Raw genomic sequence first — 18,761 nt, forward strand, 5'->3', positions numbered from 1 at the left:
GTCGCTGGTGGCGGGTGGAGCGGCTGGGGGAGAGCGGAGGCCGGGGGAGTCGGGGGCGGCGGTGACGACGGGGGCGGCGGGGGCGTCTCCCGTGGAGGGGGAGCCTGTGGTGGGTGCAGAGGCTGTGGCTCCTGTGGTTTCCATGGCTCCCGTGGCCTCTGGGGCTTCCGGGGAGTCGGCGGGGGCTGCGGAGCGTCAAGGGGCCCAAGGGGCTCAGGGGGCTGTGGTGTCGGAGGCGGAGCAGGCTTTGGCGGAGCAGGAGTCCGAAGTGGCTTCGGGGGCGGCTGTGCACGAGGCAGTGGTGGGCGGGGCGTGGGATGACGGGTTGATTGCGCGGCGGGCGCGGGGTGCGGGTGTGCCCAGGCCGGGGACGCGGGCGGAGCCGTCTGTGGGGGCAGGCGTGGCGGCGGGTGTGGCGGCGGGTGTGGGTGCGTCGGCCGGTGCCTCGGTCGGCACGTCGGCCGGTGTGTCGGTTGGGGCGGGTGCCGAGTCGGGTGCGCGGGCGGGCGGTGCGGCCCCTGCCGAGGGGGACGGTTCCGGGGCTGCCCGTACGGCGGAGGCCCGTATCGGAGAGGCCCGTACCGCGGAGGCCCGTACGGCGGCAGCTCATGGCGCGGGCTCCCGTATGGAGAGGGCGCGTAGCGAGGGAGCACGGGGCGCGTTCCGTGCCGACCCGTGTATGGAGGCCATGGTTCAGCCGCGTTCGCCGGCCGAGATGGAGAGCGGTGCCGGGGGCGCGTACCGGTGGGTCGCGGACGGGGGGCGGCGGGCCGTGGGGGGCGGGCTGCGCGGGCGGCTGGATGCGTTGCGGGAGTTGATCGCGCTGTCCCGGACCCGGCTGGACCGGCGGACGCTGGAGGGGGCGGGCCGGGTGTTGGAGACGGCGGACGAGCGGTACCGGCTGTCCGGTGAGCACACCGTCGTCGCCATCGCGGGGGCGACCGGCAGCGGTAAGTCGTCGCTGTTCAACGCGCTGGCCGGGGCGAATCGTTCACAGGTCGGGCCGCGGCGGCCGACGACCGCGGAGCCGGTGGCCTGCGTCTGGCCGGGCAGCCGGCCGGGCGCGGACGGGCTGCTGCACCGGCTCGGCGTGCCCACCCATCGTCGGCATGTCCCGGCCGACGGCAGCACCGAGCTGCGCGGACTCATCCTGATCGATCTGCCCGACCACGACTCCTCGGCCACCGAGCACCGCGCCCAGGTGGACCGGATGCTGGAGCTGGTGGACGCGGTGATTTGGGTGGTGGACCCGGAGAAGTACGCGGACGCGGTGCTGCACGAGCGCTATCTGCGGCCGTTGGCGGGCTACGCCGAGGTCATGTTCGTCGTCCTCAACCAGGTGGACCGGCTGCCCGGGGACGCCGCCGACCAGGTGGTGGACGATCTGCGCCGGCTGCTGGACGAGGACGGGCTGGCGCTCGGCGAGCACGGGGAGCCCGGCGCGGCGGTGCTCGCGCTGTCCGCGGCGACCGGCCAGGGCGTGGGGGAACTACGGGAGGCACTCGGCCAGTTCGTCGCGGAACGGGGCGCGGCGGACCGGCGGCTGGCGGCGGATGTGGACGCGGCGACCGAGCGGTTGCGGTCGGCATATGTGGCGCAGAACGGGATCGGGCTGACCGAACGGGCCCGTGCGGAGTTCGACGACCGTTTGGCGGAGGCGGTGGGGGCGGTGGCCACCGGGCGGGCGGCGGAGCGCGATTGGCTGCGGTACGCGGAGCGTGCCTGCGGGTCTCCGTGGTCGCGGATGCGGCGGTGGCGGTGGCGGGGGAGCCGGTGGGGGGCCGGTGGCTTCGGGGCGGGGACGAACGAGGGATGGATGACGGGCGCGGGGGCGACCGGAGCGGGAACGACGGGAGTGGGGGCTACGGGAGCGGGGGCCGGCCCGGGAGGAGGGCGTGCAGGCGCCGGGCAGACGGGTGCCGGGCGGGCCGATGACGGGCGGATCGGTGCGGTGCGGGGCCGTAGGTGGCGGGCGGGAGCGAGGCGGAGCCAGGACGGGCGGGCAGCCGCCGAGGACGGGCGGGCCGCCGCCGTGGGGCAGTTCTGCGTGGGGCACGGGGAAGCGGGGCGGACGGGGACGGGGCGGACGGGAACGGGACGGGCCCGTTCCGGGTGGAACGGTGAGGGGCCCGAGGGGCTGACCGCTTCCGGGCGGAGCGGCATGCGGCAGGGCCTGGTGGAGCGGCAGTGGGCGGCCGGGCATCCGGGAGCCGGCGGGACCGGAGCCGGTGAGAGGGGTGCGTCGGCGGTGGACGGCCGGGCAGCGGCGCGGCCCGTGGTGGAACACGCCGTCCGCACGGTGGCCGCCGAGGCGGCGCACGGGCTGCCGGCGCCCTGGGCCCACGCGGTGCGGGAGGCGGCGGACCGCGGTGCCTACGGGCTGCCGGAGGCGCTGGACAAGGTGGCGGCGGACGCCGAGGAGGCCCTACGGGGCGGGCCGGCCGTGAAGCCGCGGTGGTGGACGGTTGCCGCCTCGTTGCAGGGCATGTTGTCCGTCCTCCAAGTCGTCGGTGTGCTGTGGCTGCTGGGCGCGGTCACGGGCGTGGGCGATGCGACGGCCTGGATCTCCGGGCTGCTGCCCGCGGTTCTCGGGTCGGTGGGCGGGCCGGCGCTGGCGTGGATGTGCCGGGTGGTGGCGCGCGGACCGGCCCGCCGTTACGGGCAGGACGCCGAGCGGCGGCTGCGGAGTACGGCGGCGGCCTGCGGGCGGGCGCGGGTACTGGAGCCGGTCGCCGCCGAGCTGCTGCGCTATCGCGAGGTGCGGGAGCAGTACGCGGTGGCCTCGGGCGTGTGACGGCGAGAGGGCAGCGGAGCAGACAGGGAGCGGCGCAACGGTCGGGTGGGGGCGGGAGTTGGTGACCGGCGGGGTGGATGGGACGGCCGAGGCGACCGGGCGGCAGCGACTGTGGCGGTAGCGACCGGGCCGAGGGGGACCGAGGCGAGGACGACCGGGGCGGATGACGACCGCGGCGGATAACGACCGGAGCGGATGACGCCCCGGGGCCGAGGCGGCTGGGGAGCGGGGAGAAGGCCCGATGGCTGCCTGCCGACAACTACCGGGCGGAGGGCAGACGGCGACCCGGGCCGTGAACACCCCGCCATTGCCCCCTCTCTCCCCCTCCCGGGTGGCCGAGTTGTCCACAGTCGGCCACTCGTCCACACGCCGCCGCGGCGCTTGCCGAATCCGTGCAGCATGAGGTCAACGCAGCGCGAGCGGTACGCGACGAGAGCGACCGCCGGACACGGGGGAGGCGTAGCAGGTGAACGACACGATGGTGACGCTGGTGGGGAATGCCGCGACGGCGGTGGAGCACCGGCAGACGGCGGCGGGTGTGACGGTGGCGAGATTCCGGATGGCGGCGACATCCCGCCGGTGGGACAAGGCACAGGAGCGCTGGACCGACGGCGAGACGAGCTTCTATACGGTCCGGTCGTGGCGTGGGCTCGCCGACAATGTGGCCGCGTCGGTGGCGGTGGGTGAACCCCTCATCGTCCAGGGACGGTTAAGGCTGCGGGAAGGGGAGCAGCCGCCCGAGAAGGGCGGGCAGCGCTGGTTCTCGGCGGAAGTCGACGCCGTGGCGATCGGCCACGACCTCACGCGGGGCACCTCCGCGTTCCGAAGGGCCCTCCGGGCGGTCCGTACGGGAGCGGACGGCCCTTCCGCCCCGGCTCAGCAGCCTCCCCCGGCTCAGCGACCTTCCCCGGCGCCGGAACCCTCCCCAGCGTCGGAACCCTCCGCCGCATCGGAGCCCTCCCCGTCAGGACAGTCGGCGCAACAAGACTTATGGGAAGGCCCATTGCCGGAAGCCGGCACTCGGGCGACCCCCAAGGCACCGACGGCAGCCAACTCTCCAACGGCGGCCAACTCCCCAACCAACTCCCCAACGGACGTCGGCCCACCAACGGGCGCCGCCCCACCAACGGACGCCAAAACGCGGACAGTCGGTGAAGCACGGACACGCTCCAGAACCCGGCCAGGCTCCAGAACCCGGCCACCCTCCAGAACCCGGACTGGCGCCGGAGCGCGGACAGTTCGCAAGGAGCAGCCGGCCGCCGGGGTCGCCACGACCGCAAAAACGCCTACGACCAGCGGGATTGCAGCCGGCGGAGGGGCGCCGGGGGACTCCGCCGCATCGCCTTCCTACGTGCCCCACTCGCCGGGCAAGGTGACTTTGCCCTGAAAAGCCCGGGTGATTTGTCGATAATGCCAGGTCAGGGTGCTCGTGGTCGGTAACGATTGCGATTCGGATCGCTTATGAGATGCCATTACTGGGGACCCTGATGCACCTGCTCCATAAGATCCGACAAGTACTCACGGGGGCTGACGTGTTCGGCTGTTGAGTTCTTTGGGATCTTTCCGGCGAGGCAACCTCTCCCACTCGACCGCCTCGCCCAGAGGGGAATTTCATGCTTTCGATAAAGAGGCGGGGCGCAGCCCGCCTTGCCGCCGCGGTCGTGGCCTCCGGCCTCGTCGCGGCGGGTGCGATAGCCACCGCGGGGCCTGCCGCGGCGGACGAGACGACCCCCTCCCACGGGGGTGCCACCGCCACGCTCGGCGGTCTGAAGACCTTCGACCAGGCGGTCGTGCACAACGACGGAGGGGACCAGCGCGTAGGCGCCGGCCTCTTCGAGATGGCGGTCGACAACGGCGGCACGCTCCAGACGTACTGCATCGACATCCATAACCCGACGCAGCAGCAGGCCAAGTACCAGGAAGTGCCCTGGAGCGCCTCGTCGCTGCACAACAACGGGGACGCGGGCAAGATCCGCTGGATTCTTCAGAACTCCTACCCGCAGGTGAACGACCTGGCCGCGCTCGCCACCAAGGCCGGTGCCGGGAACCTCACCGAGAAGACCGCCGCGGCCGGCACCCAGGTCGCGATCTGGCGCTTCTCCGACCACGCCAAGGTGGACGCGGTCGATCCGGCGGCCGAGAAGCTCGCCGACTACCTCGAGAAGAGCGCGCAGAACGTCGCCGAACCCAAGGCATCGCTGACGCTCGACCCGCCGGCCGTCTCCGGCAAGTCGGGCAGCAAGCTCGGCCCGGTCACCGTGCACACCAACGCCGACAGCGTCACGATCTCCCCGGCCGCCGGCGTGCCTGCCGGTGCCAAGGTCGTCGGCAAGGACGGCAAGCCGGTCACCAGCGCGACCGACGGCACCCAGCTGTTCTTCGACGTGCCCGCGGGCGCCGCGGACGGCAGCAGCTCGCTGACCGCGCAGGCCGCCACCAAGGTCCCGGTCGGCCGTGCCTTCACCGGCATCGGTGAGCACGCCAAGAGCCAGACCCAGATCCTGGCCGGCTCCAGCGAGTCCACGGTCTCCGCGGCCGCCACGTTCTCGTGGAAGAAGCAGGGCGCCATCCCGGCGATCACCGCGGAGAAGAACTGCGCCAAGGGTGGCGTGGACGTCACGGCGAGCAACAAGGGCGATGAGGCGTTCCGCTTCCAGCTCTCCGGCAAGGACTACGAGATCGCGCCCGGCAAGTCGCAGACCGTGACCGTGCCGATGGCCGAGGACCAGCCGTACAACATCACGATCAAGGGTGAGGGCGGCTTCAAGAAGTCGTTCTCCGGCGTCCTGGACTGCAAGACCGCCGGCAGCGGCGGCGGCAAGCCCTCCAGCCAGCCCAGCCCGGCCTCGGTCGGTGGCAGCACCACCGGTGGGGACAAGGGCGGCGACCTCGCCGAGACCGGTTCCAGCAACGCCACCCCGATGATCGCGGGCATCGCGGTCGTCCTCGTCGTGGTCGGCGGCGCGGCGGTGTTCTTCCTCCGTAAGAAGAAGACCGGCACCCCCGCTCAGTAACACCCGGCGGCCGGTGGCCCGGCGTCCGGCCGTACCCGGTGACCACTCGGTGACCACTCGGTGACCCGAGGGTGAGCCCCCGACGGCCCCGGAGCGCAGCAGCGCTCCGGGGCCGTCGGCATTCGCCCGGCGCCGTCCGCCCCACCCCGCCCACTCCCAGGTGACCAACGCTGACAGACGGCGATCAAGCGGACACAGCGGCGTGCCGGGCCGGGGCTGAGCAGGGGTGCGCTGACCTACTCGTTTCCGCCTGAGCGCAGGCGTACGGCAAGATGGGGTGTATCTGCCCTCCCTCGGTTGCCGCGCACGATGGCCCCGGGGCGGTGCCGCACAGACCCTGATCGATCCAATCTGCCGGACGGTTTCTCTTGGCTGAGTACATCTACACGATGCGCAAGGCGCGCAAGGCGCACGGCGACAAGGTCATCCTCGATGACGTGACGCTGAGCTTCCTGCCGGGCGCAAAGATCGGTGTCGTGGGTCCCAACGGCGCCGGTAAGTCCACGGTGCTGAAGATCATGGCCGGTCTTGAGCAGCCGTCGAACGGTGACGCGTTCCTCTCCCCGGGCTACACCGTCGGCATGCTCCTCCAGGAGCCGCCGCTGGACGAGTCCAAGACGGTGCTGGAGAACGTCCAGGACGGCGCCAAGGAGGTCATGGGCAAGCTCCACCGCTTCAACGAGGTCGCCGAGCTGATGGCGACCGACTACTCCGACGAGCTCATGGAGGAGATGGGCAAGCTCCAGGAGGACCTCGACCACGCCAACGCGTGGGACCTGGACACCCAGCTCGAGCAGGCCATGGACGCCCTCGGCTGCCCGCCCGGCGACTGGCCGGTCACCAACCTCTCCGGTGGTGAGCGCCGCCGCGTCGCGCTGTGCAAGCTGCTGCTGGAGGCCCCCGACCTGCTGCTCCTCGACGAGCCCACCAACCACCTGGACGCCGAGTCCGTGCAGTGGCTGGAGCAGCACCTGGCGAAGTACCCCGGCACCGTCGTCGCCGTCACCCACGACCGGTACTTCCTCGACAACGTCGCCGGCTGGATCCTGGAGCTCGACCGCGGCCGCGCCCACGGCTACGAGGGCAACTACTCCAAGTACCTGGAGACCAAGCAGACCCGTCTCAAGGTCGAGGGCCAGAAGGACGCCAAGCGCGCCAAGCGCCTCAAGGAAGAGCTGGAGTGGGTCCGCTCCAACGCCAAGGGGCGGCAGGCCAAGTCCAAGTCGCGACTGGCCCGTTACGAGGAAATGGCCGCCGAGGCCGACAAGATGCGGAAGCTGGACTTCGAGGAGATCCAGATCCCGCCGGGCCCGCGGCTGGGCAATGTCGTCGTCGAGGTCGACAAGCTCAACAAGGCATTCGGCGAGAAGGTCCTGATCGAGGACCTGAGCTTCACCCTGCCGCGCAACGGCATCGTCGGCATCATCGGCCCGAACGGCGCCGGCAAGACCACGCTGTTCAAGATGCTCCAGGGCCTGGAGACCCCGGACTCCGGCGACATCAAGGTCGGCGAGACCGTCAAGATCTCCTATGTCGACCAGAGCCGCGAGAACATCGACCCCAAGAAGACCCTGTGGGCCGTGGTCTCCGACGAGCTGGACTACATCAACGTCGGCCAGGTCGAGATGCCCTCGCGGGCGTACGTCTCCGCGTTCGGCTTCAAGGGCCCGGACCAGCAGAAGCCGGCCGGGGTGCTCTCCGGTGGTGAGCGCAACCGCCTCAACCTCGCGCTCACCCTCAAGCAGGGCGGCAACCTCCTGCTCCTCGACGAGCCGACCAACGACCTCGACGTCGAGACCCTGTCGTCGCTGGAGAACGCGCTCCTGGAGTTCCCGGGCTGCGCCGTGGTCGTCTCCCACGACCGCTGGTTCCTCGACCGCGTCGCCACGCACATCCTGGCGTACGAGGGCGACTCCCGGTGGTTCTGGTTCGAGGGCAACTTCGAGTCGTACGAGAAGAACAAGGTCGAGCGCCTCGGTGCGGACGCGGCCCGCCCGCACCGCGCCACGTACAAGAAGCTCACCCGGGGCTGACCGGCGTGCGACACCACTACTCCTGCCCCCTGCGCTGGTCGGACATGGACGCGTTCGGCCATGTCAACAACGCGGTGTTCGTCCGCTACCTCGAAGAGGCGCGGATCGACTTCACGCGCCGGCTGGCGCCGGGGGACGGCAGCCCGTCGTTCACGGGTGGCTCCGTCGTCGCCCGGCACGAGATCGACTATGTGCGGCCGCTGGTCCACCGGCACGCCCCGGTGACCGTCGAGTTGTGGGTGAAGAAGATCAGCGCCGCGTCGATGACGGTCGGCTACGAGGTCAAGGACGAGGACACCCTCTACCTGCGGGCCTCGACCGTCGTCGTGCCGTACGACTTCACCGAGGAGCGTCCCCGCCGCCTCAGCGCGGAGGAGAAGGCGATCCTGAAGGAGTATCTGGACGACGCCGCGCATCAGGGGGGATCCGCCGCGGTATGACGGCGCTGCACCTGGCTGACGCGGGGGAGGCGGCGGATCTCGCCGCCTTCCTCGCCCGCCTGATCCACTACGACCGCGCCGCCGCGGTACGGCTCCAGGCCGGCGGCGGGGTGCTCGCCGTCTTCGGCCGCCCGCCGTCCTTCGAGGTGCTGGCCATCCGCACCGCCCGGCTCGCCGACGACACCACCCTGGACCGTACGGTCTCGGCCGGTGAACTCCTCGACGGCGTGGCGGAGTCGGCGGGTGTGCTGACCGTGCCCGCCGCCGTCACCGGTCCGCCGTGGACCGGGCTGCTGCCGCCGCGCGGCGGCTGGCAGCGGGTACCGGGGCTGCCCGCGCCCGAGGCGCTGATGCGTGCGGTGGCCGCCGCGGTCGCCGAATTCCGCGCCCGTGACGAGGCGTTGCCGCCGCAGCACCGCACCCGCACCGAACGGGACCGCATCGGCCGGGAGATCTGGTCGCGCACCCTCGGCGACACCCATCTCCCGCTGCGCGCCGCGCATGCCGCGCAGTCGCTGGGCTTTCTGCGGCCGGTACGGGCCGGGGCGCTGGCGGGCAGCGGCACCGCTCCCGGCGCCGGATCCGCGCAGCCCGGGCACCGGCCGCTGAGCCTGCTGTCCACGGGCGGCTGGCTGCGGCTGAGCACCCCGTACGGGTCGATCGCCGTACGCACCGGCGGGCCGACGGGGCTGACCGGGCTGTCGGGTCTCACGGTCACACCGCTCTGACTGACGCGGGTGGCTGCGGGGAGGTAGCCGGTCGGGAGGTAGCCGGCCGGTCGGGCGGCGGCTCCGGGGCCCACGCCCCCTCGCCGGTGCTCTAGCCCCCACTCTCGTCCTCGTCCCCACTCTCGTCCCCGTTCTCGCCCTCGCCCCGCCCTCGGGCCGCCCCATCCGCCGTCGGGTCCGGCCATACCCCGATGTGGTCACTTTCCAGTTCCAGCAGGACGCGGTGGGCCATGCCGAGGCTGGTGGTGTACTCGGTGGGCAGCTGGAGCCGGCCCGCCCGGTCGAGCATGGCGTACTCGCGGGACACCAGGGACTCCTGGCCGGTGGTGGCGTCCCGTTCGGTGCGGCGCAGTACCTCCGAGGACGTGCGGCCGTCGCGGATCGCGACCGTGCGCCGTACCTCGCTCGCCACCGCCCGGTCATGGGTGACGATCACGATGGTGGTGCCCAGTTCCTCGTTGGCGGTGCGGAAGGCCGTGAAGACCTGTTCGGCGGTGTGTGAGTCCAGTTCGCCGGTCGGCTCGTCGGCCAGCAGGACGGACGGGGTGTTGGCCAGGGCCACCGCGATGGCGGTGCGCTGCTGTTCGCCGCCGGAGAGCTGGTGTGGCCGGCGGTCCCGGCAGTGGTGGAGCGAGAGCATCGACAGCAGCTCCTCGGCCGCCTTCGTGCGGGCCGCCCGCCGTCGGCCGCCCCGCAACTGCATCGGCAGCATGACGTTCTGGTGGGCCGTCAGATACGGCAGCAGGTTGCGGGCGGTCTGCTGCCAGACGAAACCGACCACCTCGCGGCGGTAGCCGAGCCGGGCCCTGGCGTCCATCGTCAGTAGATCGCGGCCGGCGACGGTGGCGGCCCCCGCGGTGGGCACGTCCAGGCCGGCCAGGATGTTCATCAGGGTGGACTTGCCGCTGCCGGACGCGCCGACCAGTGCCATCAACTCGCCCTCGGCGACCAGCAGATCGAGCCCCTGTAGTGCCTGCACCTCCACCCCGTCGGTGGTGAAGACCCGCACCAGCCGGTCGCAGGCGATCAGTGCGTCATGCCCGTAGGCGGGCCGCCCGCGCCGGGCGGACGCGCGCCGCTCCAGCTCGGCCAGGCCGGCGGGCGCGGCGGGCCGGGGCCCGGACGCCGGGTCCGCCGCGGGGGCGGGCTCGTCCGGTGGGGTGTCGTCGGGCCGTGTGGTCATCGGGTGTCCCCCGCTCTCAACTCGGTGCTCTCGCGCCGCCGTCCGCTCAGCCATGCCTGGGCCAGGGCCACCGCCAGGGCCAGCGCGACCACGCCCGCCGACGGCAGCAGCAGGGACGCGGGATCGGTGTGCAGTCGTACGGTGCCCGCCGCGCCGCCGCCCGAGGTGCCGGGGAGCGCGAGCGCGGTGAGGTCCGTACCGGGGCCCAGCAGCCGGATCGTGGCGACGCCGGCCAGGGCGCCCCCGACGGCCGCGAGCAGCGCCGGTGGCAGCGACTCCAGGACCAGCAGACGCCGCGCCTGGGCCCGGGTCAGCCCCATCGTGCGCAGCCCGGCCAGGAGTTGGCTGCGCTGCGGGGCCGCCTGGAGGAGGGACAGCAGCAGGGCGAGCAGGGCGAAGCCGGCGCCGGCCGCGACCGCGGCGGTGTAGAGGCGTATCGCGCCCTGCTGGAGGGGGGAGTCGGCGAACCCGTCGCGCACGGCGGAGCGCAGCGCCAGACGGACCGACAGCGATCCCGGGGTGTGGGCGCGTACGGCGGTGCGCAGCGCGCCGGTGTCCAGGGAGCGGCCGGACAGCAGGAGCACGGAGGGGCCGGTGGCGGGGTCGCGGTAGGTGTCGGGGTGGCGGCGGGCGACGCTCCCGGCGTCGACGACGACGAAGTCGCCGCCGGGCTGCGCGGGGGTGTCGGCGCGTACGGTCTTCGGGCGGATGACGAGCTGCCCGAACTCCGGCTGGAGAGCCATGGGGGCGCGCCCGAAGCGGGTCAGGAAACGGGAAGAGACGAGCGCGGGCAGCGGGCGGTCGCCGCCGGGGTCGGCCAGGTCCTGCGCGTCGAACGCGCCCAGGCCGGTGGCCCGTGCGAGCCGGGCGTACGCCTCGGCGTCGGCGATGACCAGGTAGAGGGGCGGCCCGTTGTCGTCGGCGGCCTGGACGTCGATACGCAGCGGAACCGCGTCCTCGACGCCCGGCACCTTGCCGGCCGCCCGCCGCAGCGCTTCGGGGAGCGGCTTGTCGGCCGAGATCCGGGCCTCGGCGCCGACCGCGGTCAGCGCCGCGTGGTCCCGTGCCGCGGCGACCCCGGACAACACCGAGCCACCGAACGACGCCGTGGTCAGCGCCACCACCAGGGCCAGCAGCGGCAGTCCGGCGGTGGCCGGGGCGCGGCCCGCGCGGGCCAGCGACAGAAAGCCGGTCAGCCCGGCCGTGCGGGCGGCGGGGCGGGCCGCCAGCCGCGGCGCTATCGGACTGAGGCGCATCAGGACCAGCGCGGCGATCACCCCGATCAGCACCGGCGCGGTGCTGACCAGCGCGTCCACCCCGCCCGTCGCCGTACTGCGGCCCCGCAGCGCGAGCACCGCGCCCACCGCCAGCACCAGTACGGTCAGTTCGGCGACCGTACGGCGCCGGGAGGGGCGGGCGCCCGCCCCGTCGGCGCGCTCCACGGGGCGCGGACGGCGGTGCGCGACCGCCGCCCGCAACGGCAGTGCGAGCGTCCCCAGCAGCCCGGTGCCGGCCGCCGCCAGCAGCGAGGGCAGCACCCGCTCGCCGGGCACCAGCAGCAGCGCCAGCACACCCCCGGCCGCGGCCGCCGGCAGCGCCACCGCCGCGGTCTCCGCCGCCAGCCGTCCGGCCAGCCCGGCCAGGGACGCACCACGGGCCCGCAGCAGGGCAAGTTCGGCACGCCGGCGCGCCGCGGTCAGTCCGGCGGTCATCAGCAGCACCACCCCCGCGACGGTGCCGATGCCGTACGCGGCCACCGCGATGACCGGCGCGACCGCCGCCCGCATCCGCCCGAAGGTGTCCAGCAGACCGTCCACCGCGCTGTCGGCCAGCGCGCCCCCGCCCGCCACGCTGCGCAACCCGGCGAGCGCCGCGCCGTGTTCGAGGGAGAGCAGCCGGTCCCGCAGCAGCGGGGCGTCCCGGGCGGTCAGCGCGTGGGTGTCGACCGGGTAGCGCCAGAACTTCTCCGGCTCACCTTCGGTGCGCAGCAGCGCCGGGCCGTCCTGCGGGGACAGCAGCAGAGCGGCGCGCCAGAATCTCTGCGGCGGGAGGCCCGGCGCCATGTCCTGGTGGGCGGTCGCCATCAGCGGGTCCACGGCCCAGTACGCGCGGTCCGGGGCGCGTGGGGTGAGCAGCCCGGAGATCCGTACCGTCAGGTCCGGCAGATGCAGGGTGCTGCCGACGTGCAGGCCGAGGGCCCGTGCGGTGGCGGCGGTGACCGCGGCCTCCAGGGTGTGCTTCCCGGGGGCCGCGCCGTGCGGCAGCCGGCCCGCGGTGAGTGTGGCATGCGCACCGAGCCCGGCTGCCGCGTACAGCGAGAAGCCGGGAGCGACGCCGTCGGGCCGGGGCAGCCAAGCGTCCCGGGCGCTCAGCGGTTTCGTGGTGCGTACGCCGTGCAGGGACTCGTCCGCGTCGATTCGCAGCGGGGCGCGGAACCGGCCCCGCAGCGCCCGGTCCTGGCGGGTGAGCTCGCCTGCGGCGTAGGCGGCCGCGGGATCGCCGCCGGTCACGTCGGTACGCGAGACGGTGATCTCCACCGTCCGCTGGCCGGGCGGTACCGAGCCGAGCGCCTGGCGCACGCCCCGGGTCTCGTACGCCGCCACGCCCCGCGGGAACGCCGCCGCGAGGAACGCCGTGACCAGCACCAGCGCGCCCAGGGCCAGTGCCGCCGCGCGCGCCGGACGCGGCCGGGCCCGCCAGGTCGGTGCCTTCACCGGCGCTCACCCCGCAGGCGGGAGCCCGCGGCCTGTCCGCCGGGCCGTGATTCCGTACGGGCCTTGGGCTCCGGCCCTGCGACATGGCTCGTCATCTCACCGCACTCCTTGGCCGCGCAGGGCCCGCACCGGGTCGCCGCGGCGCAGTCCGATGGCGGCGACGACCAGCAGCGGCACCGCCGCGACCGCCGCGAGCAGCACGGCGACCGGGCCCGGCGGCAGCTCCACCACCACGGGCGGCACCGGGCGGCCCGCCTCCTCGGTCAGCACGATCAGCGGGACGACCGCGCGGGTCAGCACCGTCCCCAGCGCCGCACCGACCGCCAGCGCCAGGGCGATCAGGACGCCCTGTTCGATGACGATCATCCGGGCCAGCTGCGGACGCGGCGCCCCCAGGGCCCGCAACACGGCGAATTCCCGGGCCCGTTCGCGGACCGACCCGGCGGCACCGACCGCGAAGCCGACCGCCGCCAGGGCCACCGCGACCGCGGCCGCCGCGGTCAGCGCGGTCTGCGGGCCGAGTCCCAGCGGATCGTCGTGCAGCTGCCCGGCGATCTCGTCGCGGACCAGCACCTGGCCCGGGTCGGTGTCGGGGCGGTCCCGCAGCGCCGCGACGACTCCGGCCGCCGCGCCGGGCCGCGGGCGCAGCCACCACTCGGTGGCGGTCAGCGGCAGCGCACCGAGGTCGGACAGCGCCTCGTTGACGGCCCCGAGGTCGACCAGCAGCCCGCCGGTGGCCGGCGCGTCCGCCGGACCCGGCAGCGCGCGCACCGCCCGGACGATCCGTACCTTCAGCGGCCGGCCGTTGACCGGTACCTCGACGAGGGAGCCGGTCCGCGAACCGCTGTCGCGCAGGAACTTCTCGGTGGCGACGGCGGCGAGCGGCGGGCGGGCGGCATGCGCGGCGGTGATCCGCACCGTGGTCACCGCGGCTCCCCAGTCGCCCAGCCTGGCGCCGGTGTCGTATGTCTGGGACAGCAGGCCGCCGCCGGGGACCCCCGCCCGGCCCGCCCGGGGTCCGGACGGCTCGCCCGCCGAGGTGCTCTCATCGGTGATCCGCGCCTTCCAGGCGAGGGCGGCGGGCGCGGTCAGGGACCGGGGCGGGCCATGCCCGGTGGCGGCTGCGACGGCGGTGACGGTGAGCCGCTGACGGTGCGCTACCGGCGACTGGTCCATGGCGACGAGCAGGCCGGTGAGCCGCAGCGGACCGGCCGGGCGGCCCGCCGGAGCGCCGGCCGCGGCGCCGAGGTCCGCGTGCAGGGTGTGCGGTGCGCCGTCGGCCGGGAGCGGGCCGAGCGGCAGGGTGTACGGGATCCCGTGGCGGTCGGTGACGAGGGCGGAGAGGGTCGCCGGAACCGGCCCGGTGTCGTGCCCGGCGGCCTCCTGGCCGGGCGCCGGCGGCAGCGCCCGCAGCGAGCGCAGCGCGGCGGTCAGCCGTAACCGGTCGCTGCCGGGCGGCAGTTGCACCCCTGCCGGGGGACCGCCGTCCGGCGCCACCGCGCGCAGCACCCCGTCCGCCGCCCGGCCCCGTGGGCCCTCCGCGCTGCCGCCCACCAGATCGCCGCGCAGCAGCAGTGCCCCCGCCGACCTCCGGGCGTCCAGCGCGAGCAGCGCGGAGGACCGGCCGTCCGACAGCTCCAGGCCGGCCAGCCCGGCGGGCAGCGCCGCGGCCACCCCCGGCACCGTCGCATAGGCACCGCCCTGGCCCAACGGCGGTGTCCGGCCGGCCAGTACGCGCACCGCCGCGGCCGCGCGGAAGTCGGCCTGGTCGTCCTGTGAACGGTCCCAGGACGCGCCCTGGCCGATCGCCAGCACGCCCAGGGCGGTCGCCAGCACCAGCAGCAGCACCGGGCCGGCGCCGCGGACTCCGCCGCCGGAACGGAGTGCGGAGCTCGGGGAGGAGCGGCGGCTGATCTGCCAGCCGGCCAGCGCCGCCGTCAGCCCCCGGCCACCGGCCGCGCCCCGCTCGGCGATCCGGGCGGCGAGCGGCAGCAGCCGCAGCGTCAGGACCGTGCCGGCGAGCAGCACCAGCGCCGGGGCGGCCACCAGCACCGGGTCGATGCCCAACTCCCCGGCGGCGTCCTCGGTCAGCACCCCGCTGCCGGCGTCGTCGCCGCCCGCAGTCTGCCGCTGGAGCTGCCAGTAGGCGACCCCGGCGATCACCAGCAGCCCGAGGTCCGCCCCGGCCCTTCCCCGGGCGCGCAGCGCCGCGCGGGCCGGGGAGGACCCCGGGGCACCGGGCAGCGCCCGCACCCGCCGTCGCCGCGGACCGTCCGGCCCGGTCCGCAGCAGCGCGGGCGCGGCCACCGCGAGGGCGCAGCCCAGCGCCACGCCGACGCCGGTCAGCCAGACCGGAACGGTCAGCCCGGTGTCCAGCGGCAGCCCGATACGGGCCAACGCGCCCCGCTCGGCAAGCAGTTGCCTCAGCGGTCCGGCCAGCAGCGGCGCGCCGACCGCGGCCGGGGCGGCCAGCAGCAGCGACTCGGCCAGGGCCAGTCCCGCGATCCGCCGCCGGGAGCCGCCGCGGGCCCGCAGCAGCGCGGTCTCGCCCTCCCGTTCGGTGCGCAGCATCCGGGCGACCAGCAGCAGTGCGTAGCCCGCGAGCAGGATCAGTTGCAGCGCGACGATCAGGATCGTCGAGCGGTTCACCAGTAGCGCCCGCCGCAACTGCCCCAGCGCGTCGGGCAGATCGGTGGTGGCGGTGGCCCGGCCCGCGAACGCCGGATCGGCCATCAGTGCCTTGGGTGCCGGACCCGCCGCGGCCGCCAGCGGGGCCAGCCGGTCCGCGGTCAGCGAGCGGAAGTCGGCGGTGGCGAGCCAGCCCACCGTGTCCTGGGCCGGGGACCCGTCGCGGAACGCCGCCGGGTCCGTGAGCAGCGGCCCGTACGTGGTGAAACCGGCGGTGCGCACCCCGCGCCCGCCGAGGTCGTCGAGCTTCCAGTACGGGTCGGCGCGGTCCTTGGGCCGGTAGACGCCGGTGACCTCGACGGCCAGACGGGCGGGGCCGGACAGCCGGTTGTCGAGGGTGAACCGCCGGCCGGGCGCGACCCCGAGACGGGCCGCCGCGGCCTCCGGCAGCGCGACGGGCAGCCGGCCGTGCGAGGCCGGGCCGGGCCAGTGGCCGGCGGTGAGGGTCAGACGGGAGCGGTCCAGGGCCGCGAGGTGGGTGAGATCCGGCTCACCCGTGCGCACGTCCGGCGGCCGCAGTGCGCGGGGGAGTGCGTACGGCCCGGAGCGGACCAGGGTGCGCACCGTGAACGGCAGCCCGTCGAAGGCCCGCCTGGCACCCCGGGCGACCGCCCGGTCCGCCGGTTCCCTGTCCCCGGTGGGCAGTTGGGCCTTCACCTGGAGCGCGGCGGCCGGCGCGGCGCGGGTCCGCAGCGCCTGCCGCAGCCCCGCGTCCCCGATCGCGCCGGAGAAGGCCGCGAGCGTCGTCAGCACGGACGTGGTGAGCAGCACCGAGAGCAGCGCCGCGGTCAGCAGCAGACGGTGCGCCCGCACCCGCAGAAACACAAAGCCGGACACGGACCCCCCTTACCGCGCTCAGCACCACACAGATGAACGAATGGTGGCAGACGCGCGGTGCGTGCGGAGGGGGCTGTGGATAACCCTGGCCGGATCATGACGGCGAAGGCGCGGCCCGGAGTGGTGCGGGGCGGCGCGGCCCGGGGCCGGTGTGAGGTGCTTCTCAGTCCGCGGCGTTGATCATCGAGGCGGCGGCGTAGGTGAGGTAGTTCCACAGCTGGGTCTCGTGCTTCTCGGACAGGCCGAGGGAGTCCACCGCGTCCCGCATGTGCCGCAGCCAGGCGTCGTGGGCGGCCCGGTCGACGGTGAACGGGGCGTGCCGCATCCGCAGCCGGGGGTGCCCGCGGCCGTCGCTGTACGTACGGGGGCCGCCCCAGTACTGCATGAGGAAGAGCGCGAGCCGCTCCTCGGCCGGACCCAGGTCCTCCTCCGGGTACATCGGCCGCAGCAGCGGGTCCTCGGCGACTCCCTGGTAGAACCGGTGCACCAGGCGCCGGAAGGTCTCCTCGCCTCCGACCTGTTCGTAGAAGGTCTGCTCCTCGAGCGTGCCGCGTGGAATCTTGTTCACCCGTCCATGGTGGCAGACGCCCCGGCGGAGGACTCCGGTCGTAGGACGCGGCCGGAAATGCCGCCGGGGCGTGATCGGTTGATCACGCCCCGGGGTCGCTCGCGACCGGTGGTGGCTCAGCCGCGGCGGACGGTCATCGTCGTCCAGGCGCCGACATGCACCCGGTCGCCCTCATGGAGCGGCACCGGCACATAGGGCTGGATCGGGTCCTCGGCGAGGTTGATCGTCGTGCCGTTGGTGGAGTTCTGGTCCACCACTGCCCAGCTGCCGTCCTGCTGCTGCACCAACAGCGCGTGCTGGTGCGAGACGCCCGGGTCCTCCGGCGCGCTGCCCAGGTCGATGTCCGGGGACTCGCCGGTGCTGTTGCGGCGCCGGCCGACCGCGATCTGGCCGTTGGCGAGCGGCAGCACCTGCTCGGGGGAGTACGAGGGCAGGTTGAGCCCCGCCGCCTCCGGGCCGCTGCGGCCCATCATCGCCATGAAGTACTCACGGTCCGGGGCGACCGCCACCACCCAGCCGGCGCCGACGACCGGCGCCGGACCCTGCGGCGGTGCCGCGGGCCCCTGGCCGGGGCCGTCGTTCCACTGCTGGTCGGGTCCGGGCTGCTGCTGCGGAGGCATCTGCTGCTGCTCGTACGGGCCGGGCTGCTGCTCGTACGGAGGCTGCTGCGGTTGCTGCCCGTAGGGAGGCTGCTGCTCGTACGGGGGCTGCTGCTCGTACGGTCCCGGCTGCTGCTGCGGGAACGGTGCGGGCGGCTGCTGCTGCTCGAACGGGGCCTGCGGGCCCGGGCCGGGCGGCGCGGGCGCCACCGGCGGGGGAGCGGCCTGGGCGCTCGGCGGGTTCAGCGTCCAGTCGTCGCCGCCCTGCTGCGGCGGCGGGCCGCCCTGGGGGCCGGGGCCGGGCATGCCGGGGGGCGGGCCGGGCGGGAAGCCGCCGGGGCCGGGGCCGCCGGGCATGCCCTGCTGCTGCGGGGGCTGGGGCTGCTGGGGCTGCGGTGGCGGGAAGCCGTAACCGCCCTGGCCGCCCTGCGGGCCGGGGCCACCGGGGCCGCCGAAGTCGGGGCCGGGAGCGCCGGGGCCGCCCTGGGGGCCGGGCTGCGGCGGCGGGAAGCCATAGCCGCCCTGCCCGCCCTGCGTGCCGGGGCCGCCGGGCGGCGGGCCGGGCTGCTGGCCGGGCGGGGCGTAGGACGTCGGCGAGTTGGTGAGGAAGTTGTAGCGGCACCCCTCACAGAACGGCGCCATCGCCTCACGCGGCGTACCGCACTGCGGGCAGATCTCGGGCTGGCCGGACGGGCCGGGGCCGCCGGGCATGCCCTGCTGCTGCGGGGGCTGGGGCTGCTGGGGCTGCGGCGGCGGGAAGCCGTAACCGCCCTGGCCGCCCTGCGGGCCGGGGCCGGGCGCACCGGGGCCACCGAAGTCGGGGCCGGGCGCACCGGGGCCGCCCTGGGGGCCGGGCTGCGGCGGCGGGAAACCATAGCCGCCCTGGCCGCCCTGGGAGTCGGGACCGCCGGGGCCGCCGAAGGCGGGGCCGGGGCCACCGGGCGGCGGACCGGGCTGTCCCGGCGGCGGTCCGGGCTGGCCGGTGGGCTGGCCGGGCGGCGGTGTGTTCAGGAAACCGGCAGGCAGGGAGGGCGGCGGGGGGACAGCGCCCGCCATCCGCTGGCCGCACACCTCGCACCAGTCTTCGGCCACCGACTGGTGGCCGCTCGGGCAGGTCGGCATGTCGGTTCTTCCCCCTCCGTACCGAATTCTTTCGGTGGTGC

Annotated in this window: 11 protein-coding genes; 6 read left to right on the plus strand and 5 right to left on the minus strand. The window is 74.9% G+C overall.

The window, feature by feature from the left end; all coding sequences use genetic code 11:
- Positions 1-679: 679 nt before the first annotated feature.
- The 6 genes from ACFWJW_RS19645 (at position 680) to ACFWJW_RS19670 (ending at position 9,009) form a co-directional block, all read left to right on the plus strand.
- Positions 680-2,794, plus strand: coding sequence for a GTPase (locus tag ACFWJW_RS19645; RefSeq protein WP_387242605.1), 2,115 nt, complete (start codon positions 680-682; stop codon positions 2,792-2,794).
- Positions 2,795-3,272: 478 nt separating this feature from the next.
- Positions 3,273-4,181 (plus strand): single-stranded DNA-binding protein, encoded by a 909-nt coding sequence (locus ACFWJW_RS19650; RefSeq protein ID WP_387242699.1) that lies wholly within the window; start codon positions 3,273-3,275, stop codon positions 4,179-4,181.
- A 226-nt stretch (positions 4,182-4,407) separates the two neighbouring features.
- The gene (locus tag ACFWJW_RS19655) at positions 4,408-5,808 is read left to right on the plus strand and encodes an LAETG motif-containing sortase-dependent surface protein (RefSeq protein WP_387242608.1); all 1,401 of its coding nucleotides are present in this window, start codon (positions 4,408-4,410) and stop codon (positions 5,806-5,808) included.
- A gap of 368 nt (positions 5,809-6,176) precedes the next feature.
- Positions 6,177-7,841 carry an energy-dependent translational throttle protein EttA gene (gene ettA / locus ACFWJW_RS19660; protein WP_387242611.1) on the plus strand — a complete coding sequence of 555 codons (1,665 nt, stop codon included), beginning with the start codon at positions 6,177-6,179 and terminating at the stop codon, positions 7,839-7,841.
- A gap of 5 nt (positions 7,842-7,846) precedes the next feature.
- Complete coding sequence (locus ACFWJW_RS19665; protein ID WP_387242614.1) at positions 7,847-8,281, plus strand: acyl-CoA thioesterase; 435 nt, start codon at positions 7,847-7,849, stop codon at positions 8,279-8,281.
- Entirely contained in the window at positions 8,278-9,009 is a 732-nt protein-coding gene (locus ACFWJW_RS19670; protein WP_387242617.1) for a hypothetical protein, read from the plus strand. The genes ACFWJW_RS19665 and ACFWJW_RS19670 overlap by 4 nt, the downstream gene beginning before the upstream one ends.
- Positions 9,010-9,100: 91 nt before the next feature.
- On the opposite strand, the gene ACFWJW_RS19675 is transcribed toward ACFWJW_RS19670, so the two are convergent.
- The 5 genes from ACFWJW_RS19675 to ACFWJW_RS19695 form a co-directional block, all read right to left on the minus strand.
- Positions 9,101-10,192 carry an ABC transporter ATP-binding protein gene (locus tag ACFWJW_RS19675; RefSeq protein WP_387242620.1) on the minus strand — a complete coding sequence of 364 codons (1,092 nt, stop codon included), beginning with the start codon at positions 10,190-10,192 and terminating at the stop codon, positions 9,101-9,103.
- On the minus strand, positions 10,189-12,906 hold the full coding sequence (locus ACFWJW_RS19680) for an FtsX-like permease family protein (RefSeq protein ID WP_387242623.1): 2,718 nt from the start codon (positions 12,904-12,906) through the stop codon (positions 10,189-10,191). Before ACFWJW_RS19680 ends, ACFWJW_RS19675 begins: the two co-directional genes overlap by 4 nt.
- A gap of 96 nt (positions 12,907-13,002) precedes the next feature.
- Positions 13,003-16,431, minus strand: coding sequence for an FtsX-like permease family protein (locus ACFWJW_RS19685; protein WP_387242626.1), 3,429 nt, complete (start codon positions 16,429-16,431; stop codon positions 13,003-13,005).
- 163 nt (positions 16,432-16,594) lie between these two features.
- Positions 16,595-16,999: a globin gene (locus tag ACFWJW_RS19690; RefSeq protein ID WP_042154860.1), complete on the minus strand. Its 405-nt coding sequence runs from the start codon at positions 16,997-16,999 to the stop codon at positions 16,595-16,597.
- A gap of 116 nt (positions 17,000-17,115) precedes the next feature.
- A complete protein-coding gene (locus tag ACFWJW_RS19695) occupies positions 17,116-18,720 on the minus strand; it encodes an FHA domain-containing protein (protein ID WP_387242630.1) in 1,605 nt (534 codons plus the stop codon).
- Positions 18,721-18,761: the final 41 nt, after the last annotated feature.

The organism is Streptomyces sp. NPDC127097, from assembly GCF_042724075.1.
Classification (GTDB): domain Bacteria; phylum Actinomycetota; class Actinomycetes; order Streptomycetales; family Streptomycetaceae; genus Streptomyces.